This window comes from Paraburkholderia sp. GAS348 (assembly GCF_050434205.1).
Classification (GTDB): domain Bacteria; phylum Pseudomonadota; class Gammaproteobacteria; order Burkholderiales; family Burkholderiaceae; genus Paraburkholderia.
On record NZ_JBNPVT010000005.1, the window covers coordinates 23,088 to 45,924 of the forward strand.

At 62.1% G+C, this 22,837-nt stretch carries 18 protein-coding genes and 2 pseudogenes; 10 read left to right on the forward strand and 10 right to left on the reverse strand.

The window, feature by feature from the left end; genetic code table 11:
• Nucleotides 1–66: 66 nt before the first annotated feature.
• The 3 genes from P3T22_RS10565 to P3T22_RS10575 form a co-directional block, all read right to left on the reverse strand.
• The gene (locus P3T22_RS10565; protein ID WP_063494860.1) at nt 67–546 is read right to left on the reverse strand and encodes a DUF3318 domain-containing protein; all 480 of its coding nucleotides are present in this window, start codon (nt 544–546) and stop codon (nt 67–69) included.
• Between the two features lie 126 nt (nt 547–672).
• On the reverse strand, nt 673–1,059 hold the full coding sequence (locus P3T22_RS10570) for a phage holin family protein (protein ID WP_063494861.1): 387 nt from the start codon (nt 1,057–1,059) through the stop codon (nt 673–675).
• Nucleotides 1,060–1,216: 157 nt separating this feature from the next.
• Nucleotides 1,217–1,519 (reverse strand): DUF883 family protein, encoded by a 303-nt coding sequence (locus tag P3T22_RS10575; protein WP_028198798.1) that lies wholly within the window; start codon nt 1,517–1,519, stop codon nt 1,217–1,219.
• Nucleotides 1,520–1,877: 358 nt separating this feature from the next.
• Here P3T22_RS10575 and P3T22_RS10580 point away from each other — a divergent pair, with 358 nt between their 5' ends.
• The gene (locus P3T22_RS10580; protein ID WP_063494862.1) at nt 1,878–2,531 is read left to right on the forward strand and encodes a peroxiredoxin; all 654 of its coding nucleotides are present in this window, start codon (nt 1,878–1,880) and stop codon (nt 2,529–2,531) included.
• Nucleotides 2,532–2,678: 147 nt separating this feature from the next.
• Here the strand turns inward: P3T22_RS10580 and P3T22_RS10585 are convergent, their stop codons facing one another.
• Nucleotides 2,679–3,869 (reverse strand): acyl-CoA dehydrogenase, encoded by a 1,191-nt coding sequence (locus tag P3T22_RS10585; RefSeq protein WP_063494863.1) that lies wholly within the window; start codon nt 3,867–3,869, stop codon nt 2,679–2,681.
• A gap of 105 nt (nt 3,870–3,974) precedes the next feature.
• On the opposite strand from P3T22_RS10585, the gene P3T22_RS10590 reads away from it, so the two are divergent.
• Complete coding sequence (locus P3T22_RS10590) at nt 3,975–4,760, forward strand: IclR family transcriptional regulator (RefSeq protein WP_063494864.1); 786 nt, start codon at nt 3,975–3,977, stop codon at nt 4,758–4,760.
• A 31-nt stretch (nt 4,761–4,791) separates the two neighbouring features.
• Here the strand turns inward: P3T22_RS10590 and P3T22_RS10595 are convergent, their stop codons facing one another.
• A complete protein-coding gene (locus tag P3T22_RS10595) occupies nt 4,792–5,625 on the reverse strand; it encodes an EAL domain-containing protein (protein ID WP_063494865.1) in 834 nt (277 codons plus the stop codon).
• Nucleotides 5,626–6,006: 381 nt separating this feature from the next.
• Here P3T22_RS10595 and hmgA point away from each other — a divergent pair, with 381 nt between their 5' ends.
• Both hmgA and fahA read left to right on the forward strand, forming a co-directional pair.
• Nucleotides 6,007–7,353, forward strand: a complete 1,347-nt coding sequence (hmgA, locus tag P3T22_RS10600; RefSeq protein WP_429324914.1) for a homogentisate 1,2-dioxygenase — start codon at nt 6,007–6,009, stop codon at nt 7,351–7,353.
• Nucleotides 7,350–8,678, forward strand: a complete 1,329-nt coding sequence (gene fahA, locus P3T22_RS10605; RefSeq protein ID WP_429324915.1) for a fumarylacetoacetase — start codon at nt 7,350–7,352, stop codon at nt 8,676–8,678. Before hmgA ends, fahA begins: the two co-directional genes overlap by 4 nt.
• 121 nt (nt 8,679–8,799) lie before the next feature.
• Here fahA and P3T22_RS10610 read toward each other — a convergent pair whose 3' ends face one another.
• From P3T22_RS10610 to P3T22_RS10620, 3 genes are all read right to left on the reverse strand, one after another.
• The gene (locus P3T22_RS10610; RefSeq protein ID WP_429324916.1) at nt 8,800–9,960 is read right to left on the reverse strand and encodes an MFS transporter; all 1,161 of its coding nucleotides are present in this window, start codon (nt 9,958–9,960) and stop codon (nt 8,800–8,802) included.
• 129 nt (nt 9,961–10,089) lie between these two features.
• Nucleotides 10,090–11,256: an MFS transporter gene (locus P3T22_RS10615; protein ID WP_063494869.1), complete on the reverse strand. Its 1,167-nt coding sequence runs from the start codon at nt 11,254–11,256 to the stop codon at nt 10,090–10,092.
• Between the two features lie 235 nt (nt 11,257–11,491).
• Entirely contained in the window at nt 11,492–12,316 is an 825-nt protein-coding gene (locus P3T22_RS10620; protein ID WP_429324917.1) for a crotonase/enoyl-CoA hydratase family protein, read from the reverse strand.
• 76 nt (nt 12,317–12,392) lie between these two features.
• Here P3T22_RS10620 and P3T22_RS10625 point away from each other — a divergent pair, with 76 nt between their 5' ends.
• A complete protein-coding gene (locus P3T22_RS10625) occupies nt 12,393–13,010 on the forward strand; it encodes a plasmid fertility inhibition factor family protein (RefSeq protein ID WP_429324918.1) in 618 nt (205 codons plus the stop codon).
• A 36-nt stretch (nt 13,011–13,046) separates the two neighbouring features.
• Here the strand turns inward: P3T22_RS10625 and P3T22_RS10630 are convergent.
• Nucleotides 13,047–13,232: pseudogene (locus tag P3T22_RS10630) on the reverse strand (NAD(P)-dependent oxidoreductase); the annotation flags it as partial.
• A gap of 502 nt (nt 13,233–13,734) precedes the next feature.
• On the opposite strand from P3T22_RS10630, the gene aspT (P3T22_RS10635) reads away from it, so the two are divergent.
• The 4 genes and pseudogenes from aspT (P3T22_RS10635) to P3T22_RS10650 all read left to right on the forward strand — a co-directional run.
• Nucleotides 13,735–15,417, forward strand: coding sequence for an aspartate-alanine antiporter (gene aspT, locus P3T22_RS10635; RefSeq protein WP_063494873.1), 1,683 nt, complete (start codon nt 13,735–13,737; stop codon nt 15,415–15,417).
• 127 nt (nt 15,418–15,544) lie between these two features.
• The gene (gene aspT / locus P3T22_RS10640) at nt 15,545–17,227 is read left to right on the forward strand and encodes an aspartate-alanine antiporter (protein ID WP_429324919.1); all 1,683 of its coding nucleotides are present in this window, start codon (nt 15,545–15,547) and stop codon (nt 17,225–17,227) included.
• A gap of 111 nt (nt 17,228–17,338) precedes the next feature.
• The gene (locus P3T22_RS10645; protein ID WP_429324920.1) at nt 17,339–19,003 is read left to right on the forward strand and encodes a bifunctional aspartate transaminase/aspartate 4-decarboxylase; all 1,665 of its coding nucleotides are present in this window, start codon (nt 17,339–17,341) and stop codon (nt 19,001–19,003) included.
• A gap of 226 nt (nt 19,004–19,229) precedes the next feature.
• Nucleotides 19,230–19,625, forward strand: a pseudogene (locus P3T22_RS10650) (alanine--glyoxylate aminotransferase family protein); the annotation flags it as partial.
• 69 nt (nt 19,626–19,694) lie between these two features.
• Here the strand turns inward: P3T22_RS10650 and P3T22_RS10655 are convergent.
• Nucleotides 19,695–20,906, reverse strand: coding sequence for an MFS transporter (locus tag P3T22_RS10655; protein ID WP_429324921.1), 1,212 nt, complete (start codon nt 20,904–20,906; stop codon nt 19,695–19,697).
• Nucleotides 20,907–21,294: 388 nt separating this feature from the next.
• On the opposite strand from P3T22_RS10655, the gene xdhA reads away from it, so the two are divergent.
• Nucleotides 21,295–22,824 (forward strand): xanthine dehydrogenase small subunit, encoded by a 1,530-nt coding sequence (gene xdhA, locus P3T22_RS10660; RefSeq protein WP_429324922.1) that lies wholly within the window; start codon nt 21,295–21,297, stop codon nt 22,822–22,824.
• The last annotated feature ends 13 nt before the right edge of the window (nt 22,825–22,837 follow it).

Consider the following 22,837-nt stretch of genomic DNA (forward strand, 5'->3'; position numbering starts at 1 on the left):
GGGAAACGAGCCGACCAGGGAATCAAAACGCAATGGCACGCCAATAGACCGTTCTTGGGCCGCGTTTCAGTACCCGCTATCAGCAGCCTCTTTCTTGTCGTCGGTCGACGTGGCGGATTCGCTCTTCATCTGCTTCCAGATTCGATACGCTTCCCAGCCGGCAAGCGCAAGGCTGCCCCATTTGAGCGCGGGTTTTGCACCCGCTGTAATAGTCGCGCGTAATGGCTTGGCCAACAGCAGCGAAGCGATCGAACTGATGAGCGGATACTGTTTGAGGAGTGCGCCGATGCTCGCTGCGTTGAGGAAGCTCGTATTCGATCCGCGACCCACGCGCATGCCACCGAAGCCCGGCAAAATGAATTTGAGCCAGCTGAAGTGGGTGACAGCCTTCCGCAATTCGATGGTCGCCTGCACGAGTTCCATGCGCTCGACATCCGCGCGCACCAGCAGCAATTCCTTGCGCAGCGCTCGCAGATGCGGCGCACTCAGATCTTTGGCCTGGTAGCGTTTGTTGCGAAATGCGGTATCGGAATGGCTTTGGCTCATGGCGTGTCGGCGGCAGTGGAAGTGGAGCGGTCAAACAGTGCTGCAAATCGCTCGATGTGTTTGCGAAGTGTCTCCAAAGGCGCAGGGCGTTTGAGGTATGCCCATGAGCCCATTACGCCTGCCATATCACGGTTTGCGGAACACGTCGCGGTCTTTTTCGAACTCGGCAAGGGTGGCTTCGAACACCATCGGGGCATTGCGCAAACCGCTGCGCGCTTTCAGTGCACAGGCTATTCCCGCAATGGCATAAACCGCCGTGATGCTGGCGAGCGCCTGCCACCGGTAGGTGTCCCAGAACGCGATGGCGATCAGGGCCGTCAATGCGATCAAGGCCATTGTCGCGAGCATCATGGCGGCGAGGCCGAGGAACAGCACGCCGATCAGACGATCTTTTTCTTCGGCGAGTTCGATGCCGACCAGTTCAAGCCGCGTTTGCAAAATGGCAAACACGGATCCGATGATACGGCGCAACGGACTATGTTCGCCGTGCTGCGATGGTGTTTCGATCGTCATGGCTATGGGCGTTGCGCGTGGTGGCCTAACCGGCGCGTGAAAACGAGCGCGCCAAGAAAAGCGGACCGGCCAGGCGTGCGCCGGTCAACTTGATTCGCTGGTGCGCCGGAGGCGATTCGCCCCGGCAGCCTCACCAGTGTCAGCAGTGTCGGCAGTGTTACTTGCGGTTGATCAACAGCCCCAGCAGTACGCCGGCACCCGCGGCGATGCCGATGGATGCCCACGGATGCTCATGCACGTAATCGTCGGTGGCGCGTGCGGCCTTCTTACCTTTCTCGACCACCACGACCTGCACGTCAGCCGCCTTTTCCTTAGCCTGCTTCAGGCGCGTAAGCGCCGTTTCACGCAGTTCCGAAGCGCGCTCGCCGGTGGCGCTCGCGGCCTGTTTCAGCAAATCTTCAGCGTCCGCGAGGACGGTTTTGATATCCGACATCAATCTCTCCTTGTTGACTTCCGACATTGACAGCTCCCTTTCGTCTCACGCCACGCGTGAATCGTAACCAAAGAAACGACCGCTGGCGAGCGTGGCGCCAGATTCACGAAAACGAACGCATGAACCGTTCCCGGTTGAAGCAAAGCCTTAAAAAGTCCACCTTTGCGGCACCGTGCAGCAAAGTTTGCCTAAGATGGAGTTGATCTGTCCCGCAAAGTTTCCACTAAATCGGTGAAAATTACAAAAACGCATAAAGTAGTGATGCGATGTTGGTTCGTTGTGTACCTTCACTCCCGTATGCTGTACTTTTGCCTGGCGCGCTTTAGCGCGGCGTCGCGGGCGAATGCTCGCGCGGAATGTCCGAATACCAACAAGGAGCTGCCTTATGAGTCTACGTCTTGGCGATATCGCACCGGATTTCGAACAGGAGTCGAGTGTCGGCCGCATCAGGTTCCACGAATGGCTGGGTGATAGTTGGGGCGTGCTGTTCTCGCACCCCGCTGATTTCACGCCGGTCTGCACGACCGAGCTGGGCTTGACGGCGAAGCTGGCCGGCGAATTCGAGAAGCGCCATGTGAAGACGATTGCGTTGTCGGTCGACAGCACCGAGTCGCACAAGGAATGGATCAAGGACATCAACGAGACGCAGGCCGCCAATGTCGGCTTCCCGATTCTCGCTGACGGCGATCGCAAGGTCTCCGAGCTGTACGACATGATCCACCCGAACGCCAATGAAACCCTCACGGTCAGGTCGCTGTTCGTGATCGATCCGAAGAAGAAGGTGCGTTTGATCATTACATACCCGGCCAGCACCGGGCGCAACTTCGATGAAGTGCTGCGCGTGATCGACTCGCTGCAACTCACCGATAACCACTCAGTCGCTACGCCCGGCAACTGGAAGCAGGGCGACGACGTCGTGATCGTGCCGTCGTTGAAGGATGAGGAAGTCATCAGGCAGAAATTCCCGAAGGGCTACAAGGCGCTGCGCCCGTACCTGCGCATGACGCCGCAGCCCAACAAGCAAGCGGCTGATGCGTGACGAAGCGCGCCGTTAGCTTCAGCGCGGCGCCGCAACGAAAAAAGGCCAGTTCAAAAGAACCGGCCTTTTTTCATTTCTACGTTATCTACTTTTCGATTTTCCAATCAGCGGCCTGGACGAAATGCCGCGATCAAGGCAATCAGCGCATCAGAAAAACGCCTGAATCCCCGTTTGCGCGCGCCCGAGGATCAGCGCGTGAATGTCGTGCGTCCCTTCGTACGTGTTCACGACTTCCAGATTGACCAGATGCCGTGCAATGCCGAATTCGTCGGAGATACCGTTGCCGCCGAGCATGTCGCGCGCGAGCCGTGCAATGTCCAATGCCTTGCCGCACGAATTGCGTTTCATGATCGACGTAATTTCGACGGCGGCAGTACCTTCGTCTTTCATGCGGCCGAGGCGCAGCACGCCTTGCAGGCCGAGCGTGATTTCGGTTTGCATGTCGGCGAGCTTTTTCTGGATCAACTGGTTTGCGGCGAGCGGCCGGCCGAACTGCTTGCGATCCAGCACATATTGACGCGCGGTATGCCAGCATGCTTCAGCCGCGCCGAGCGCGCCCCACGCAATACCGTAACGCGCCGAGTTCAGGCACGTGAAGGGACCGCGCAAGCCGCTGACTTCGGGGAAGCGGTTCTCTTCCGGCACGAACACGTCGTCGAGCACGATTTCGCCGGTGATCGAAGCGCGCAAACCCACCTTGCTATGGATGGTCGGCGCCGACAGTCCCTTCCAGCCCTTCTCGAGAATGAAGCCGCGGATCGAATCCTTGCCGTCTTCCTCGAGCTTCGCCCACACGACGAACACGTCGGCGATCGGCGAATTGGTGATCCACATCTTCGAGCCCGACAGCAAATAGCCGCCGTCAACCTTTTTCGCCCGCGTGATCATGCTGCCCGGATCGGAGCCGTGGTTCGGCTCGGTCAGGCCGAAGCAGCCGATCCATTCGCCGGTAACGAGCTTCGGCAGGTACTTCTGCTTTTGCGCTTCCGAGCCGAATTCGTAGATAGGCACCATCACGAGCGACGACTGCACCGACATCATCGACCGGTAGCCGGAATCGACGCGCTCCACTTCCCGCGCGATCAGACCGTACGCCACGTAGTTCAGACCGGGGCCGCCGTACTGCTCGGGAATCGTCGGGCCAAGCAGGCCGAGTTCGCCCATCTCGCGGAAGATCTCGATGTCGGTCTTCTCGTGACGGAACGCTTCAAGCACGCGCGGCTGCAGCTTGTCCTGCGAGTAAGCGGCGGCGGCGTCGCGCACCATGCGTTCGTCTTCGGTGAGCTGCTGATCCAGCAGCAGCGGGTCTTCCCAGTGAAACTGCGCGGCCTCTGCCATGACGTATCTCCTGATTCCTTAGCTTGGCTAAAACGGATTTGAGCTTGACTTAAGTTCCGCTATGCGGAACAATGTTTTGCAAACCACGTCCGAGTGTACCACCCCATGACGCCTACATCTACTCTCTCCGACCCGCTCGACGAGCGCAAATTCGTCGTCGCCCTCGCACGTGGGCTGGACTTGCTGCGCGCGTTCAAGCCGGGCGAAACGATGCTCGGCAATCGCGATTTCGTCGAACGCACGGGTTTGCCGAAGGCGACCGTCAACCGTTTGGCCTACACGCTGACCGTACTCGGCTATCTGCGGCTCGACGAAACCCTGGGTAAATATGCGCTCGACGCCGGCGTGCTGTCGCTAGGTTTCGCGCTGCTCTCGGGCACGGACACGCTCGAACTCGCGCGTCCGCATATGCGCGCCTTCGCTCGCGAGGTGGGCGCGGCGGTGTCGCTCGGGTGCCGCGACGGCCTCGACATGATCTATCTGGAGACGATCCGCAGCGAAACCGCGCTGACGCTCGGACTCGCCTCCGGTTCAAAACTGTCGATGCTGACGAGTTCAATGGGGCGCGCGTATCTGGCGGTGCAGCCATTGGACGTGCGCGCCGCGTTGCTGGTCGAGCTCAAGAAGGCCGCCGGCAAAGAGGGCGCTGCCTTGCTGGCGGATGCCGAAAAGGAAATCGAAGCCTTCGCGCAGGAACGCTGCTGCTATTCGTTCCGCGCGTGGCACGATGACGTGAACGCGGTCGCGGTGCCGTTTCGCGAGCCGCGCGAGGGCCGCTGGCTGGTGCTGAGTTGCAGCGGGCCGGCGTCGTCGATGGGGGAGGAGGTGTTTCGGGAAAACGTGGCGCCGCGCCTGAAGGCGCTAGCGCGCCGCTTGGGGGATACCGGCTGAAGCGTTGGCAGCTAACCCCAGGCTAATTCAATCACGCCGCCCGATCATGATAATGCGCGGTGAACAAAGGCCCTTGCACGAAGCGCACATCGTACTGCTGCAGCGCGAGGAATTGCGGCTCATCCACCACCCGATTGAAGATCAGCGGAATCCGCAGCCGGCTCGCATAGCCGACTAGCGGCTTCACCATCGCATCGCGCAACGCGATCGCCGCATCCATCTTGATGAAGTCGAGCCGCGCCGTTTCCGACACCGACAGAATCTGCCCCGCGTTCGAAAGATTCCCCGCCACCTTGAAGCCGTAGCGCTGATAACTCTTGGTCAGATAGCCGAGGAATGTCTTATGCGCGACCGCAGCCGCCGGCAACTCGATGACCACGCGCGACGGGTTCAGTCCGAACGACAGCAGCACGCTCGAGAAATGCCGTCCGTGATCGTACTTGACGCTCTTGAGCAGGCGTTCGTGCACCCGCAGAAACAGCAGCCCGTGACGCTGCGCGCCGAAGAAATTGATTGCGTGCAGTGCGCGTGACATGCGGTCGAGCGCGACCAGTTCCTGATCGTCGGCGATACGGTCGAAGGGATCGAAGACATCAAAGGGCTCGCCGTCGAGACGCCGCGTGACCGCCTGAAACCCGAGTTCATCGCCGAAACGATCCACGCCTTCGGCGCCCGACGACAACGACTGCGCCAACGCATGCACGCTGATATCGAAGATCGGCTCATAGGCACTGGCGAGTTCGAAGCCGTCGCACTGCGCCAGCGCGACCTCGCTATGCACACCTGTTCCCATTACCAGGTGTTCGCCAAGAAACGGGTGATCGGCGGCGCGGGCAATCAGGCTGGGGATGGTCGGCGGAATCATGTAGGCGAATGGATGGCGATAGGTGCGAACTCGGCGCTCGGCAACGCGACTCGGTTGCCGCATCCACTGATGGTAGCAGTCCGCGTCGCGCGCACTTGAACAAAATGCTCATAACGTTATCGGCCGAACGCTTGTCACAGCGGGCTGCCGGGGTTTTCGCCGCTAGCTTCCAGGGTATACGTTAATTTCACTATTCGTAATTCATTTTACTATACGTAAATTGCAGCGTGACTGTGGTGCCGATTCTGTGCGCCGCCTTGCTGGCGATCGCGCTGGCCGCGGCGAGATGGCGACATGGCGACACGGCAGCCCATCCGGGACGCGGGCGGCCTGAGGCAGACAGCGCACGCCGCCAGATCAAGTATTAACGGAGAACCTTGCATGGATACCCAAACCCGCACACCGAATACCGCTGGCTCGCGGCTCGAAATCGAGCCGGGCTATCAGTCGGGCTTCGCGAACGAATTCGCCACGGAGGCCTTGCCGGGCGCGCTGCCCGAAGGCCGCAATTCGCCACAACGCGCGGCCTATGGCTTGTACGCCGAGCAATTGTCGGGCACCGCATTCACTGCGCCGCGTGGACACAACCGCCGTTCGTGGCTGTACCGGATTCGCCCAGCGGCGGTCCACAAGCCGTTCACGCAGCTACCGTCGGACCGGCTCGTCGCCAACTTCGCCGAGGTGCCGCCTACGCCGCCCAACCAGTTGCGCTGGGACGCATTGCCGAAGCCCACGGAGCCGACCGATTTCGTCGATGGCTGGGTGACGATGGCCGGCAACGGATCAGCCGAAGCGATGAACGGCTGCGCGATCCACCTGTACGCAGCGAATCGCTCGATGAAGGATCGCTTCTTCTACAGCGCCGACGGCGAATTGCTGATCGTGCCGCAGGAAGGCCGCCTGCATATCGCCACCGAAATGGGCCAACTCGACGTCGAACCGTTCGAGATCGCGGTGATCCCGCGCGGCGTGCGCTTCGCGGTGAGCCTGCCGGACGGCGCCGCGCGCGGCTATATCTGCGAGAACTTCGGCGCGCTGCTGCGTCTGCCGGATCTCGGCCCGATCGGCTCGAACGGGCTCGCCAATCCGCGCGATTTCCTCACGCCGCATGCTGCTTACGAAGACCGCGAAGGCGACTTCGAACTCGTCGCCAAGATGAACGGCAACCTGTGGCGCGCGGATATCGGCCATTCACCGCTCGACGTGGTGGCGTGGCACGGCAACTACGCGCCGTACAAATACGATCTACGCCGCTTCAATGCGATCGGCTCGATCAGCTTCGACCATCCGGACCCGTCGATCTTTCTGGTGCTGCAATCGCAGAGCGACACGCCGGGTGTTGATACGATCGATTTCGTGATTTTTCCGCCGCGCTGGCTCGCGGCCGAAGATACGTTCCGTCCGCCCTGGTTCCATCGCAACGTCGCGAGCGAATTCATGGGCCTCGTGCACGGCGTGTACGACGCGAAGGCCGAGGGCTTCGTGCCGGGCGGCGCAAGTCTGCACAACTGCATGTCCGGTCATGGGCCGGACGCGGACACCTTCGAGAAAGCATCGCATAGCGATACGTCCACGCCGAAGAAAGTCGGCGACACGATGGCCTTCATGTTCGAAACGCGCACGCTGATCAAACCGACCCGCTTTGCACTCGAAACGGCGCAACTGCAAGCGGATTACTACGAGTGCTGGCAAGGTCTCAAGAAACACTTCAACCCGGAGCAACGATGAACGCATTGAGCGATCTTCAGGCGACGCTCGATCCGTCGCGCAAGAGCTGGGTCGAGTCGGCTAACGACTCGACCAACGATTTTTCGATCCAGAACCTGCCATTCGGCATCTTCAGCGACAAGACCAACGCGGCGCGCCGCGTGGGCGTGGCGATTGGCGACGAGATCGTCGATCTGTCTGTCCTCAAGTCCGCCGGCTTGCTCAAGCTCCCGATCACCTCGGCCGATCAATTGATCGCGACGAAGGACCGGGCGTTCGAGCAGGACACCCTCAATGATTTCATCTCGCTTGGCCGCGATGCATGGCGCAGCGTGCGCATCCAGCTGAGCAATCTGCTGGCGCGCGACACCGCGACCTTGCGCGACGACGCCGCCTTGCGTTCGAAAGCACTCGTGCGTCAGGCCGGCGCGCAACTGCATCTGCCCGTGCAGATTCCAGGCTACACCGATTTCTACTCGTCGAAGGAGCATGCGACGAATGTCGGCTCGATGTTTCGCGATCCGAAGAATGCGCTGTTGCCGAACTGGTCGGAGATGCCGATCGGCTACAACGGGCGCGCATCGTCGGTGGTGGTGAGCGGGACGCCGGTGCGGCGGCCCAACGGCCAGTTGAAACTGCCGGATCAGGAACGTCCGGTTTTCGGCGCATGCCGCAAGCTCGATATCGAACTGGAGACGGGTTTCGTGATCGGCGGCGGCAATGCACTGGGCGAGCCGATTGCCTGTGCCGATGCCGAAGCGCACATCTTCGGCATGGTGCTGCTCAACGACTGGAGCGCGCGCGATATTCAGCAATGGGAATACGTGCCGCTCGGCCCGTTCAATGCGAAGACTTTCTCGACCACGATCTCGCCGTGGATCGTGACGCTCGACGCGCTTGAACCGTTCCGCGTCGAGCAGCCGACGCAGGAGCCGCAACCGCTAGCCTACTTGCGCCACGACGGTAAGCACGCGTTCGACATCTCGCTGGAAGTGACGCTGCGGCCGAAGACGGCAAAGCAGGCAACCACGATCTCGCGGACCAACTTCAAGCACATGTACTGGACGATGGCGCAACAGCTCGCGCATCACACGGTATCGGGCTGCAATACGCGGGTCGGCGATCTGATGGGTTCGGGCACGATCAGCGGCCCGACGGCCGACTCATGCGGCAGCTTGCTCGAGTCCACATGGAACGGCAAGAATCCGTTGGAGCTGAAGGAAGGCGGCACGCGAGGGTTTATCGAAGACGGCGACGAACTAACGCTTGCCGGATGGTGCCAGGGTGATGGGTACCGCGTGGGGTTCGGCACGTGTGTTGGGGAGATTCTGCCGGCGCAGAAGTAACGCGGAAGAAGGACGCGCAATAAAAACGGGGAAGCCATTGCGGCTTCCCCGTTTGCGTACCAGCATCGGGGCATGCAACAGCGCAATCACACGACAGCGGCGCAGCCCCGCAGTCCGACCGTCAGCCGATCGCCCCCGCCGGCGCACGCCGCTTCTCCCACCGCGCGGCAGCAAGAAACGCGAGGGCACCGGCCAGCAGAACGCCGACCATCGCATCGTTGCCGACACCCTTCATCAGCGCGCCGGCCACCAGCGGCCCACCGAAACTGGCCGCGCTCCAGGACGCCCCCACCAGCGAACTCGCCGACACCAGCGCGGCACCGCGAAACCGCTCGCCGCAGGCGACCAGCGACAGCGTATAGATCGCCCCAGCGGTCGCGCCGAGCACATAGAGCAACGGCCAGCACAGCCACGGCGAATTGATCGCCCAGGGCAGCAACGGCAGCAGCACCACCACGATCACACCGCAGCCGACATGTACGCGTTCGCGGCCGAGCCGGTCGGCGAGCCAGCCGATCGGAAACTGCAGCGTCGTGTCGCCGAGCAGCAGGGCCGACGCGAACAGCACGGCCACCTCGCTCGTTATGCCGTGCGACATCGCGAAGAGCGGCAGTAGCGATAGCGCGATCGTGTCGAACAACGCGAAAAAGCCCGTGCCGATCACGAGTGCCGGCATCTGCGGCAGCACATGACGCCAGCTGCCGTGCGCCGCGTGTTCATCCTCCGACGCCTGCGGCGTCTTGCGGATGCTGGCGAGCGCCGGCAAGGCCAGCAGGAAGAGCGCGCCGCAAATCAGGAAGCGCCAGTGCATGAAGTCAGCGATCTGGCTCACCAGCACCGGGCCCGCCATCTGGAATAGCGTGAAGTGGGTTGCGTAAATCGCGACGACCCGGCCGCGGGTGGCGTCGTCGGCGAGCTGGTTGACCCATGCTTCGCTGATCGTGAAGAGCAGCATCAGCGCCGCGCCGCACAGCACGCGCAACACCGCCCAGAGCCACAGGTTCGATGTGAGTTGCATCAGCGCGGTTGCCAGCGCCACCACCAGCACCGCGCCGACGATCACCTGGCGCCCGCCGAAGCGCGCCGCGATCCAGGCGGCCACCGGCACGACGACAAGGCCGCCGCCCGCTTGCGCGGCGGTCAGGAGGCCGACCACGTCGGTGCCATAGCCGGCTTGCGTCAGCGCGAGGGCGGTGAGGGGAAGCGTGGCGCCGCTGCCGAGTCCGACGACGGCAACACTCAGGATCAGCGCGAGGAAATCGCGAGTGAAGATGACTTTCATCGGCCGAGATGCTACTACGGCCGCGGGTCATTCGCACCTGTGTGCGGATTGGGTAAAACCAAGATGAGCGCGAACGAGTGTCGCCTTCGGAGATGCGGCCGTTGGCTTTGGGGCGGCAGCTGTTCGAGCCTACCCGGCTACCGCCATCCGTTGCGCGCGCCGGTCGATCGACACCGACCACAGCGTCAGCGCCAGCGCACCGATCGAGGTCGCCACGCCGACCCACGGCAGCGTGGTGAGCGGCGCGCCCGCGCCGATCGCCATGCCGCCGAGCCACGCGCCCGTTGCATTGCCGAGGTTGAACGCGCCTTGATTCAGGGTCGACGCCAGATTCGGCGCATGGCTCGCGCGGTCGACGATTAGCATTTGCAGCGGCGGCACAATCGCAAAGGCCAGAACGCCCCACACGAAGATCGTGATCATGGCCGGGATCTCAGCGTGCATGGTGCCGGCGAAAATGGTCAGGATGACAACGATCGCCAGCAGAAACGCGACCAGCGAGGGCATCAGCCGCCAGTCCGCGAGCTTGCCGCCGAGCGTGCTGCCCACCGTCAAGCCGAGGCCGAACAACAACAGCACGAACGTGACCGCGTGCGGCGTGAAACCGCTCACGTCTTCGAGAATCGGCGTGATGTAGGTGAAGGTGGAAAACAGGCTGGCCGACGCGAGCACGCTGATGCCGAGCACCATCAGCACTTGCGGGTTCTTCAACACGCTGAACTCGCGCACGAGGCTCGCCTTCTGCATCTCGATCTTCGCCGGCAGGCATACGGCGAGCGCGCCCGCGGCAAGAATGCCGATGCCGGTCACAGCCCAGAAGGTCGCGCGCCAGCCCACCGCCTGACCGAGCGCTGTGCCGAGCGGCACGCCGAGCACGTTGGCGAGCGTCAAGCCGGTGAACATCAGCGCGATGGCCTGCGCGCGGCGGTTCGGCGCGACCAGACCGGCCGCGACTACCGAACCGATGCCGAAGAACGCGCCATGGCAAAACGCCGTGACGATGCGCGCGGCCATCAGCACCGCGTAGCCGGGCGCGATCGCGCACAGCAGGTTGCCGACGATAAAGACGCCGATCAGGCTCATCAACGCCTTTTTGCGCGGCATGTTGGCCACGGCGATCGCGACGATCGGCGCGCCGATGGTGACGCCGAGCGCATAAGCCGACACCAGCATGCCGGCCGCCGGGATCGACACGGACAGATCGCGCGCGACATCGGGCAGCAGCCCCATGATCACGAATTCAGTGGTACCGATTCCAAAAGCGGCAATGGCAAGGGCGAGCAGGGGTAAAGGCATGATGACGGAGCGTGAATCGGCACGACGGGAAGCGTCGTGCGGCAGGCGCGCATTTTTCGGGGCGAGAACGCATGCGCCATGCGAGGGGAAAACAGTAGGGGATTCTACCTAAGTCAAAACCGCCTTGCTGAGCGTCAAGCTGGCTGTTGTTTCTTGTTGAAAGCTGCCTTGGAGCGCTGTGGAGTGCGCCGGGCAATGCGCTTTGAAGCGCACTGCCCAACGGAATGACGCTGTTTTATGAGGTGCTTTCGTCCGACTTGAAAGTGTTGCCGTGACGGCCGGCGCCTTCGGCGAAACGTGCGGCGCCTGCAACGCCCTCGTCGAATACCGCCGGATAGCCGGTGGCGCCTTCGCGCCGCAGCGCCAGGGCGAGATCATCGAGCGTGCTGTTTTCCATCGCGGAGCGGCGGTCCGCCAGCAGCGCCGCCTGCGGAAAGGCCGCCAGTTCAGCGGCCAACTGTTCCGCCGCCGCGCGTGCTTCACCCTTACGCACGACGCGGTTGGCGAGACCGAAGCCGAGCGCTTCCTGCGCTTGCACCGGGCGGCCGGTCAGAATCAGGTCGAGCGCCCGCGATAGCCCGATCAGACGCGGCAAGCGGATCGTGCCGCCGTCGATCAGCGGAATCCCGACGCGCCGGCAGAACACGCCGAGCACCGCATCTTCTTCGACGACGCGCAGATCGCACATCGCGGCCAGTTCGAGGCCGCCCGCGACCGCATATCCGGCAATCGCGGCGATCACCGGTTTGCTGAAGCTCATGCGCGTCGGTCCCATTGGGCCGGGACCGCTGCCGTCGGCGTGCAGCTCGTTGCGGCGGGTCTCATCCGCGAGCGCGCTGAGATCCGCGCCGGCGCAGAAGGTGCCGCCCGCGCCGAACAGCACGGCCGCACGCCATGCCGGCTCCGCTTCGAAACGCTGGAAGGCGGCGGTGAGCGCTTGCGCGGTAGGACGGTCGACCGCATTGCGCCGAGCAGGCCGGTCGAGCACGATGGTGGCGACGCCGGTGTCCTCGTTGGCTTCGATGCGCACGTGTTGATTCGAATTTTGCGGGGTTATCATCGTTGTGTCCGTAAAGGTTTGCGTCCGGCTGCTCAAGGCGGATGCTCATGCAGTTCGACTAATACCGTTGGTTGTCATGCATCTTTCACAATCCGCTCGTAGCGTTAGCGCTCTTTTAACGCGCTGGCGTTTTTTAGCTAGCTCATCGAGCCTGTCTTTGCCCTTGCCCAATTCATCGCCCGCAGCCGCGCCGGCTTTAGCCGAGACTGTCTGGACCGTGCCTCTGCATGACCATCCATGGTACGACCATGTGCGCCTGAAACGCGTTTTCGTGACTGACAGCACGCGCCATCGGGTGGTCATGGTCGACGCGCACAAACTGCTGGAATGCGCCGATCGCGACAACACCAGCTATGTTTTGAAGCCGGTCACCGAATGGCATGCGGGCAAGGTGCGAGGCATTCGCGAGTTTCTCGATCCGGACAATTCGCGCATTCCGCAGATGCCGTATGTGACGATTTCGACGCGTCGCGCGCCCGGTCTGCTGGGCTGGTTCGGTATCGAGCGCGAAGGCGTGGTGGCGTTCCGCAATGGCCAGCATCGTGCGCGTTATCTGGTCGACGCGGGCGCGCGCTGGTTTCCGGTGGAAGTGCACGAGCGCGAGGCGGCCTTGCTGCGCGAGATGTGCGGCGCCCCGGACGACGCCCGCACGGCGATCCGCCCGACCACGGTGGATGGCGGCGGCAACGCCTAACTTCGCGCCGGCACGACATTGCGCGGCGTGCCGGCTTGCCAGCACGTCGTCCTGCAACGGCGGGTTCGAGTGGTCCTCGAAGAAGAGGCCGCCTTCTTCCTCGTACACGTCGAGCCCGAGATGGCCGAGCTGGCCGTCCTTCAACGCGCCGCTCAGCGCATTGCTTTCGACAAGGCCGCCGCGCCCGGTATTGATCAGCATCGCGCCATGCTTCATTTTCGACTTACGGCACGGCATGCGGGCGGGTCAGTATATCGCCCTATAGGGGTAATGACCTCCGCGCGCGATGCGCAGTCTGAAAACCATATCGGCATTTACTAAATATCCTCTTTTGCGAAGCGCAAATGTCTGCAATTGAAAATCATATTGACAGCCGTGTCGAACTACAATATTTATTAAAAAAGAGGTTTCGAAAATGCACGAACATATCGTGCTGAAAACTGGCCACCAGCAGGACATGTCTTTTTAAATGCGTTAGACAACTTCGCGAGGAATGCGTGACTGTCGAGCTTGCTGAAAACTATTTCGCCATCATTGCTGCATTGCGGCATGTTTTTTTTGACGCCAACAGCGTCATGCCATTACCATAAAGTTTCCATTCAATGGAATCCGGTTATGCCGGATGCGTTATTTCCGAGTTGTGGCGGCTCGGAGCGAATTCGCTTCAAATTCCAGAGAGAGTTTTTCATCTCTCTGCTAATAAACCGTAAATCGGCGAGCCAACATGATCGGTGAATTGCTGAGATCTCAACCGGAGATCGCGCTGTTCGCAAGCCTTGCAATCGGATATTTCATTGGTTCGTTTCGCATGGGGCCAATTCAGCTCGGGGGCGTCTGCGGCACGTTGATCGTGGCCTTGATATTGGGTCAAACGGGCGCGCGGCTTGCCCCCGATCTGAAGAACATCGCATTCGCGCTGTTTATCTTCGCGCTGGGTTTCACCGGCGGCCCGCAGTTCTTTGCCAATATTGGCCGGGGCTGGCGCTACGGCTTGCTGTCGGTGGTCGAGATCGTGTCGGTGCTGCTGCTGATCATGATCGCGGTCTTCGTGATGCGGCTCGACGCTGGCACGGCGGCCGGCTTGCTGGCCGGCGCCGCGACGGAGTCGGCCGTGATCGGCACGGCTTCCGAGGCGATCGCCAAGCTCGGCTTCAGCGACGCCGAGACGCTGCGTTTGCAGGCCAATATCGTGACCGCATACAGCGTGAGCTACCTGTTCGGACTGGTCACCATCGTCCTGTTCACCAGCCAGTTCGCACCGTTGCTGCTGCGCGTCAATTTGCGCGATGAAGCCGAGCGCGTGTGGCGCAAGCTCGGCGGCGACGGCGCCTTCGGCGAGGGTCAGCGGGCCGCGGCGCCGGCGCTCGTGGGGCGCGCATTCCGGGCCGGTAAGGCGGCCGGCGGGACGATCTTTGCATTCGAACAGACGCACGGCTTCAACCTGACCATCGAGCGGGTTCGGCGCGACGGAGCCGACGTGCCGGCCGAGCCGCAACTAGCGTTGGCCGCTGGCGACCTGCTGCTCGTGGCTGGGCGGCGCGAAGCGATCGTGGCCGCGGCGGCGAGCCTCGGCGAAGAAGTGGCGGACGCCGGCTTCGGCCAGTTCATGGTGGAGAAACTCGACGTCGTGCTGACGCGCCGCGAGGCGCACGGCCTGACGGTTGCGCAGGTGCGCGAACGGGCGAAGCCGGAAGAAGGGCGCGGCGTCTATATCGCGGCCGTCACGCGGCTCGAAACCACGGTGCCCGCGCTGCCCGGCACCGAGCTCAATCGCGGCGACGTGCTGACGCTGGTGGGCGCGAAGGCCGACATCGAACGTGGCGCGCGGCGTCTGGGCTACGTGCTCCCCGCGACCCTGAAAACCGACTTCGTTTATCTAGGCCTGGGCGTGCTGGCCGGCATGGCGATCGGCCATCTCGGCGGACGCATCGGCGGCGTGTCGATCGCGCTCGGCACGGGCGGCGGCTGTCTGCTCTCGGGGCTGCTGTTCGGCTGGATCCGCTCGCGCCATCCGTTGGTCGGTTCCTTGCCTTCGGCTGCCGCGCAAATTCTCAAGGATTTCGGCCTTGCCACCTTCATTGCCGCCGTTGGGCTATCGGCAGGACCCGATGCCATCAAGCTGGTGCGCGAATACGGTCTGGCGCTGCCTGTCGCCGGCATTCTGATGGTGCTCGTGCCCGGTTTGCTGTCGCTCTGGATCGGCCGCGTGTTTCTCAAGCTCGAAACGCCCATGCTGCTCGGCGCCATTGCCGGCCAGCAATGCAGTACGCCGGCGATCAGCGCGCTGGTCGGCGTGACCGGCAATTCGACGCCGGTGATCGGCTACACGATCACCTATGCACTCTCGAACATTCTGTTGCCGTTGATGGGGCCGATCGTAGTCGGCCTCGCCGGGAAGTTCGGCTAGGCGGCCAGATGGACTGCGCGCGGCGTGGCGCGCGGTCGAGTGCATGCGGATGCCGTGAGGTCCGTATGCATATGCAGCACCCAGCACAAAGTACTCAGCATTGCAAACTATATCTAGCGAGGGCATGATGGAATGGCTACATCACATTTTTCAGAAATCACCCGAGATCGCGCTGTTTCTGTCGCTTGCAGCCGGCTACTTCATCGGGCAGATCAACTTCGGCAAATTCCAGTTAGGCGGTGTGGGCGGTTCATTGCTGGCCGCGGTCGTAATCAGCCAGGCAGGCGTGACGATCGACAACGGCGTGAAATCGGTGATGTTCGCCGTATTCATCTATGCGGTTGGCTACGACTCAGGGCCGGGCTTCTTCAACTCGCTGAACCGCAAGACGCTGCGTGAGATCGCGATGGCGGTGTTTCTTGCCGTCTCCGCGCTGATCACCGTGGTGGTTTGCGCGAAGCTGTTCCATCTGAACAAGGGCCTCGCAGCAGGGCTCGCGGGCGGCGCGCTGACACAGTCGGCGATTATCGGCACGGCCGGCGACGCAATCGCGCGTCTCGGTCTGCCCGTCGATCAGGTCAAGTCGCTGCAATCCGACGTAGCAATCGCGTACGCCGTGACCTACGTGTTCGGCTCGCTCGGCGCGATCATCGTCTGCGTGAACATCTTGCCGAAATTCATGGGGCAAGGGCTGCGCGAGGCGTCGATCGAAGCGGAGCGCGAACTGTCAGCAGGTTCGTCGTCACTCGGCGCGGGGCAGATTCGTGCATTACCCGAACTGGTGGGGCGTGCGTACAGAATCGATGTCAGCGCCGGGAAAACGGTCAAGGCAGTCGAGACCCTGCATCAGGACATGTTGACGGTCGAGCGGATCAAGCGTGATGGCAAGAACCTCGAGCCGACGGCCGACCTTGCGTTGCAACTTGACGACGAAGTGCTGGTGGTGGGCCGCCGCGAGGCGGTGGTCGCATTCGGCGCGAACGGCAACGAGATCGCCAACGTCGAGGACATTGGCGTCGTGATGCAGACGCGCGAAGGCGTGTTCACACGCAAAGGCATGAACCACACGACGATCGCCGCCGCACGCGAAGTCGTGGATCGCGACATGCGCCACGGCGTCTACATCCAGAGCGTCTCGCGTGCTGGCCAGCCGCTGCCGATCCTGCCCGAAACCAGGCTCGAGCATGGCGACGTGATCACCTTCTACGGTTCGCCGAAAGACACCAAACGCGCCGTCGATGCCGCCGGCTACGAGCTGCCGTATAGCAACAAGACCGACTTCATCTATATGGGCGTCGGCCTCGTGCTCGGTCTGCTGATCGGGCTGATCGTCATCAACGTGGGCGGCATTCCGCTCACGCTCGGCTCGGGTGGCGGCTGCCTGCTGGCCGGTTTGCTGTTCGGCTGGATGCGCGGCAAGCACCCGATGTACGGCGTGATGCCGACAGCGGCTTCGCAGTTGCTGAAGGACTTTGGTCTCGCGGCGTTCGTTGCGGTGGTCGGCTTGAATTCCGGCTTGCAGGCGGTCGTGACGGTCAAGGCGAGCGGCATGACGATCTTCCTGCTCGGCGTGTTCGTCACGTTGTTCCCGCTGCTGCTGACGATGCTGTTCGGCCGCTACGTGCTGGGCTACAAAAACGCGGCAATTCTGGCCGGAGCACTGTCAGGCTCGCGCAGCGCGAACCCGGCATTCGGCGGCGTGCTCGACAAGGCGGAAAGCGCCGTGCCGACCGTGCCGTTCGCGATCACGTATGCGATTGCGAACGTCGCATTGACACTGCTCGGACCGCTCGTGGTCGGCCTGGTTTAGCCTGGCTCAGTCTGCTCTGGCGCACACATTTATCGATCTCTGCACGCCGGCGTCAACTGAACGATCACGCGCGACGCCGGCGTCATTCACTTGCACATTGGAGAACGCATCATGGCAAAAGAGAAAAGCGGCAAGAAACAAGGCGACATGGCCCAAGCCGGCTTTGCGGCGCTCAGCCCGTTCGAACTCAAGGACGAACTGATCAAGGCCGCCGGCGGCGGCGCGGTAGAGCGTGCAGCTAACGCATCGATGCTCAACGCCGGCCGTGGCAATCCCAACTTCCTCGCGACGATTCCGCGCCACGGTTTCTGGCAGCTCGGTCTCTTTGCGATGCGCGAATCGGAGCGTTCGTTTGCGTTCATGCCTGAGGGGGTCGGCGGTTTCCCGCGCCGCGAAGGGCTCACGGAACGCTTCGATCTGTTCCTGCGCGAAAACAAGGGCGTGCCCGGCATCGACTTTCTGCGTGGCGCCGTGTCGTATGTGCGCGATCAGCTTGGACTCTCCGCGGGCGACTTCCTCTATGAAATGTGCGAGGGGATTCTCGCGTCGAACTATCCGGTGCCGGACCGGATGCTCAAGTTGTCCGAACTGATTGTCGGGCAGTATCTGCGCAAGGAGATGATCGGCAACCACCCGTTTGTCGGCGAGTTCGACGTATTCGCGGTGGAAGGCGGCACGGCGGCGATGACGTACATCTTCAACACGATGCGCGAGAATCACCTGATCAAGGCGGGTGACACGATTGCGCTTGGCTTACCGATCTTCACGCCGTACATTGAAATTCCGCGCCTGAACGACTATCAGCTGAACGTCGTGAATGTCGAAGCCGACGTCGCCAACGGCTGGCAGTATTCGAAGAAGGAACTCGACAAATTGCGTGATCCAAAGGTGAAGGCGTTCTTCCTTGTGAATCCGAGCAATCCACCCTCGGTGAAGATGGACACGCAGAGCCTTGAATACATCGCGGAGATTGTGAAGGAGCGCCCCGATCTGATCCTTCTGACCGACGACGTGTACGGCACCTTCGCCGACGACTTCGTCTCGCTGTTTGCGCTGTGCCCAAAGAACACGATTCTGGTGTACTCGTACTCGAAATATTTCGGCGGGACCGGCTGGCGTCTCGGTGTGATCGCGACGCATCGCGACAACGTGCTCGACAAGCTGATCGCCGAACTGCCGAAGGACACGAAGAAGCAGTTGCACGAACGGTATGAATCGATCACGACCGAACCGGAAAAGCTCAAGCTCATCGACCGGCTGGTCGCCGACAGCCGGACTGTCGCGCTGAATCACACGGCGGGGTTGTCGACGCCGCAGCAGGTGCAGATGGTGTTGTTCTCGCTGTTCTCGCTGATGGATACGCCCGACGCGTACAAGAACGCGTTGAAGCGCCTGATCCGCAAGCGCAAGCAGGCGCTGTACGAAGAGGTTGGCATTTCGTTCGAGGACAACGATCCGAACCAGGTCGACTACTACACGATTCTCGACATCGAGTTCCTCGGCGAGCGCATGTTCGGGCGCGAGTTCGTCGACTGGCTGCTGAAGAACACCGAGCCGTCCGAATTGCTGTTCCGCCTCGCGCGCGAAGCGCGCGTGGTGTTGTTGCCGGGCCGCGGCTTCGGTACGCAGCATCCGTCGGGACGGGTGTCGCTAGCCAATCTGAACGAGTCGGACTATCGGCAGATCGGCCGCGCGATGCGCAAGCTGATCGAGGAATATGTCGAGCGGTATAACGCAGCAACCGGCAAGAAGCTCGATAAGTCCAAGGTGAAGTGAAAAAACTTGCGCAATCGCGCGGATCGGTGAATGATCGGACGAACGGCCCCGCCAGTGTCATTGCTGGCGGGGCCGCTTGTTCCTTTGCGCCCTGACATTTACGTGCCGATCATGCCGACTTCATCCACATCTGCCGCACCCGTTTCCTACGCTGTGCCCTGTCCGGTTGTCGAGTCGCTCGACGCCATTCTTCCCGAAGAGCCATTGCTGATGATGGGCGCCGGCAGAGGCGCTGCGTCTCGTGTGCGCGGAGACGCTCGAAAAGCGCTTTGCGCGCCACTTGAAGTGCTCGGTGGCGCTTCAGGCGGGGATCACTGCGCTGGGCTTGCAGCTCTATGCACCGGCGCCTTGCCGGCTGAACTCGGTGGTCGGCATCGTCGTGCCGGAGCGCTTGAGTCCTGCGGATATCTGCGGCCACATCTCGCGGCATCACCAGGTGGAAATCTCGGGTTCGTTCGGTTTGCCGATCGTACGTATCGGACAGATGGGCGAGCAGTGCCGGGAGCATAACCTGTTCAGAACCTTGCACGCGCTGGGGCGAACGATGGTGGACCTTGGCGTTAAGGTTGAGTTGCCGGCTGGCGTGGCGGCGCTTGAGCGTGGGTTGTCGGAAGGGAAGTGAGGGTTTTGCCTGTGGTGACGGTTGTTTGTCTGCATGCTTGTTTGTTTGTGTTCAAGCAGACGCGAAAAATCAAGTCGCCGCAGGCGCATTGGGCGCCCGCGAATACCGCAGATACATCACCGCCGACAGCACGACCGCCATTGCTGAAGCCACTGCTGCAAACAGAAACACCTGTGCATATCCGAACTCCCCAGCGATATAGCCGGCCAATGGCCCGGTAATCCCCAGCGAGAGATCGAGAAACACCGAATAAGCCGACAAAGCCGCGCCGCGGCTAGCGGGCGGCACGAGCCCAACCGCTTCCACGCCGAGAGCAGGGAACACCAAAGCAAACCCAAACCCGGTCAAGGCCGCCCCCGCAAGGGCGATATGCGGCTCAGGCGCCAGCCACAACATCAACAGTCCGGCGCATTCAAACGAAAACGAAGCAATCGCGACCCGGAACCCACCGTAGGCCTTGATCGTGTTGGCGAACAACAGGCGCGCGCCAATGAACAGCGTGCCGAACACAGTCAACGACAAAGCCGCATTGGGCCAATGCCGCGCGGCATAAAACAGCGTGATGAACGTCGCAATCGACCCAAAGCCGGCCGAGCCCAGTGCCAACCCGATCCCATGCGGCAGCACCCGCGTGAGCACGCTCCGGTACGACATCCGCTCGCCATGCATGATCGGCACCGGCGCGATGGGCCGTGCCAGATAAAAACCGAGCGCCGCCAGCAAAATCACCAGAATGCCCAACGCGGCGAACCCGATCGAGTGAGCAATCGCGACACCGAGCGGCGCGCCAATCGCAAGCGCGCCGTAAGTCGCGATGCCGTTCCACGAAATCACCCGGGCATTGTGGCTCGTGCCCACCCGGCCGATGCCCCACAAAATCGCGCCGGTGCCGCACAGGCTCTCGCCGAAACCGAGTACGAGACGGCTGCACACCAGTAATCCCAGGCTCAACACCGGCCAGCGCCCGCATAACACAGCCAGCAACAGCAAAATCCCGCTCGCGCCGCAACCCAGCAAACCAATCGACACCGTCCGCTTCGGCCCCAACGTGTCGGCCGAACGGCCGGCGAGCGGCCGCGATGCCAGCGTCGCCAGGTACTGCACGCTGATCGCCGCACCGGCCAGGATCGCGCTGTAACCCAGGTCGTCGTGGACGTAGCCAGGCAGCACCGCCAGCGGAATTCCGATCGTCAGGTAGCAAAGAAATGTGAAAAAGACGACCGGAATGATCTGGATGGTCGTCGCAAATTCGCTGCGAGGTGTCGCTGAGTCGGTGGACATGGGGAAAACGAGACTTGAAAACGGCGGGAAGGCGTGATTTTCCCATGGAACCGATTCCCCTGCAGGATTTGCTTAATAATTTCGGCGCCTAAAAAATGGTGCCGGAGCCCTATAGTGGTTCGTTCTCACCCTGCGCGAGCGGCCTTTTCATCCGCGGCGGATCAAGAGGCCTGGTCGATAGTGTCCAAAATTCAACAATTTTCACGAAAATGCCGCAAGACGGCCACGTCAACATAAGCTAAACGACTCGCAAACCCATCTCTATATCGTTTCACGAATATGTCCCGCATGCGATCTCCGCTATGGGTTGTATTTATTGACGGTGATAGTTTTCGAACCATCATCGCAGCACGTCCCAACGGACACAGAACATTGAGAGTAACGAGACATGACTGAGCCGATTCGCTTTTACCACCGCAACGCGATCCGTGAGATCAAGGATGCGCCCGTCACCCGCACCGTCCTGCAGTATTTGCGCGAGGACGCGCATTGCACCGGCACCAAGGAAGGGTGCGCCGAAGGCGACTGCGGCGCCTGCACGGTCGTGATCGGCGAGCGCAACGAGGCGGGCGGCGTCGACTTCAAGGCGGTGAACGCCTGCATCCAGTTCGTGCCGACCTTGGACGGCAAAGCGCTTTTCACCGTCGAAGACCTGCGTCAGCCGGACGGCTCGCTGCATCCGGTGCAGGAGGCGATGGTCGAGTGCCACGGTTCGCAGTGCGGCTTCTGCACGCCGGGATTCGTGATGTCGATGTGGTCGCTGTATGAAAAACACGGCCACGAACAGAGCTGCGCGAACAAGACCGTGCCGTCGCGTGACGACATCAGCAACGCGCTGACCGGCAATCTGTGCCGCTGCACCGGCTATCGTCCGATCGTCGACGCGGCCGTGCGCATGTTCGAAGCTCCCGCGCCGAAAGCGCCGGTCAATGTCGAAGCGCTGTCGAAAACGCTCGCCACGCTTGAGCGCAAGGACACGTTCCACTACCGGCACGCCGGCCAGCAGTTCGATGCGCCGCGCACTGTCGATGCGCTCGCGAAAATCAAGCAAGCCGAACCGGCCGCCCGCATCCTCGCCGGCAGCACGGACATCGGCTTGTGGGTGACCAAGCAGATGCGCGAGCTCGGCAACATCGTCTACGTCGGCCAGATCGCCGAGTTGCAAAAGCTCGAAACCAATGACAACTGGATCGAGATCGGCGCGGGCGTGACCGTCGAAAAGGCGTACGCGGAAATCGCGAAGCAATATCCGGAACTCACCGAAATGTGGCAACGCTTTGCGTCGCTGCCGATCCGCAATGCCGGCACGCTCGGCGGAAACATCGCCAACGGCTCGCCGATCGGCGATTCGATGCCCGGCCTGATCGCGCTCGGCGCGCATGTGATCGTGCGCGGCGGCGAGATCGAACGCGACATGCCGCTCGAGGATCTGTACCTCGCGTATCAGAAGAAGGACATGGCGGAGCATGAGTTCGTCGTCGGACTCAAGGTGCCGACCCGCACCGGCGTGCGCCAGAACCTGCAGTTCCGTACCTACAAACTGTCGAAGCGGTTCGACTCGGACATCTCGGCCGTGTGCGCGGCGTTTTCCTTTATCGCCGACGGCAACTTGATCCGCGAGCCGCGCATTGCGTTCGGCGGCATGGCTGCCACCTCGAAGCGCGCGACGCACGCCGAAGCCGTGCTGCGCGACGCCGAATGGCACGAAGCCACCGCGCAGGCCGCGATGCTCGCGCTCGGCAACGACTACGCGCCGCTTAGCGACATGCGCGCGACCAGCAACTACCGCCTCGAAGCGGCGAAGAACACGTTGTACCGCTTCTGGCTCGAAACGCGTCCGAACAATCCGCTGCCGAAGAGCGCGCTGGATGTTCGTGCAGTTGCCGCTGCCTGCGCCCCGGCCGGCGCGAGCGCCTGAGAAGCCACAAGGA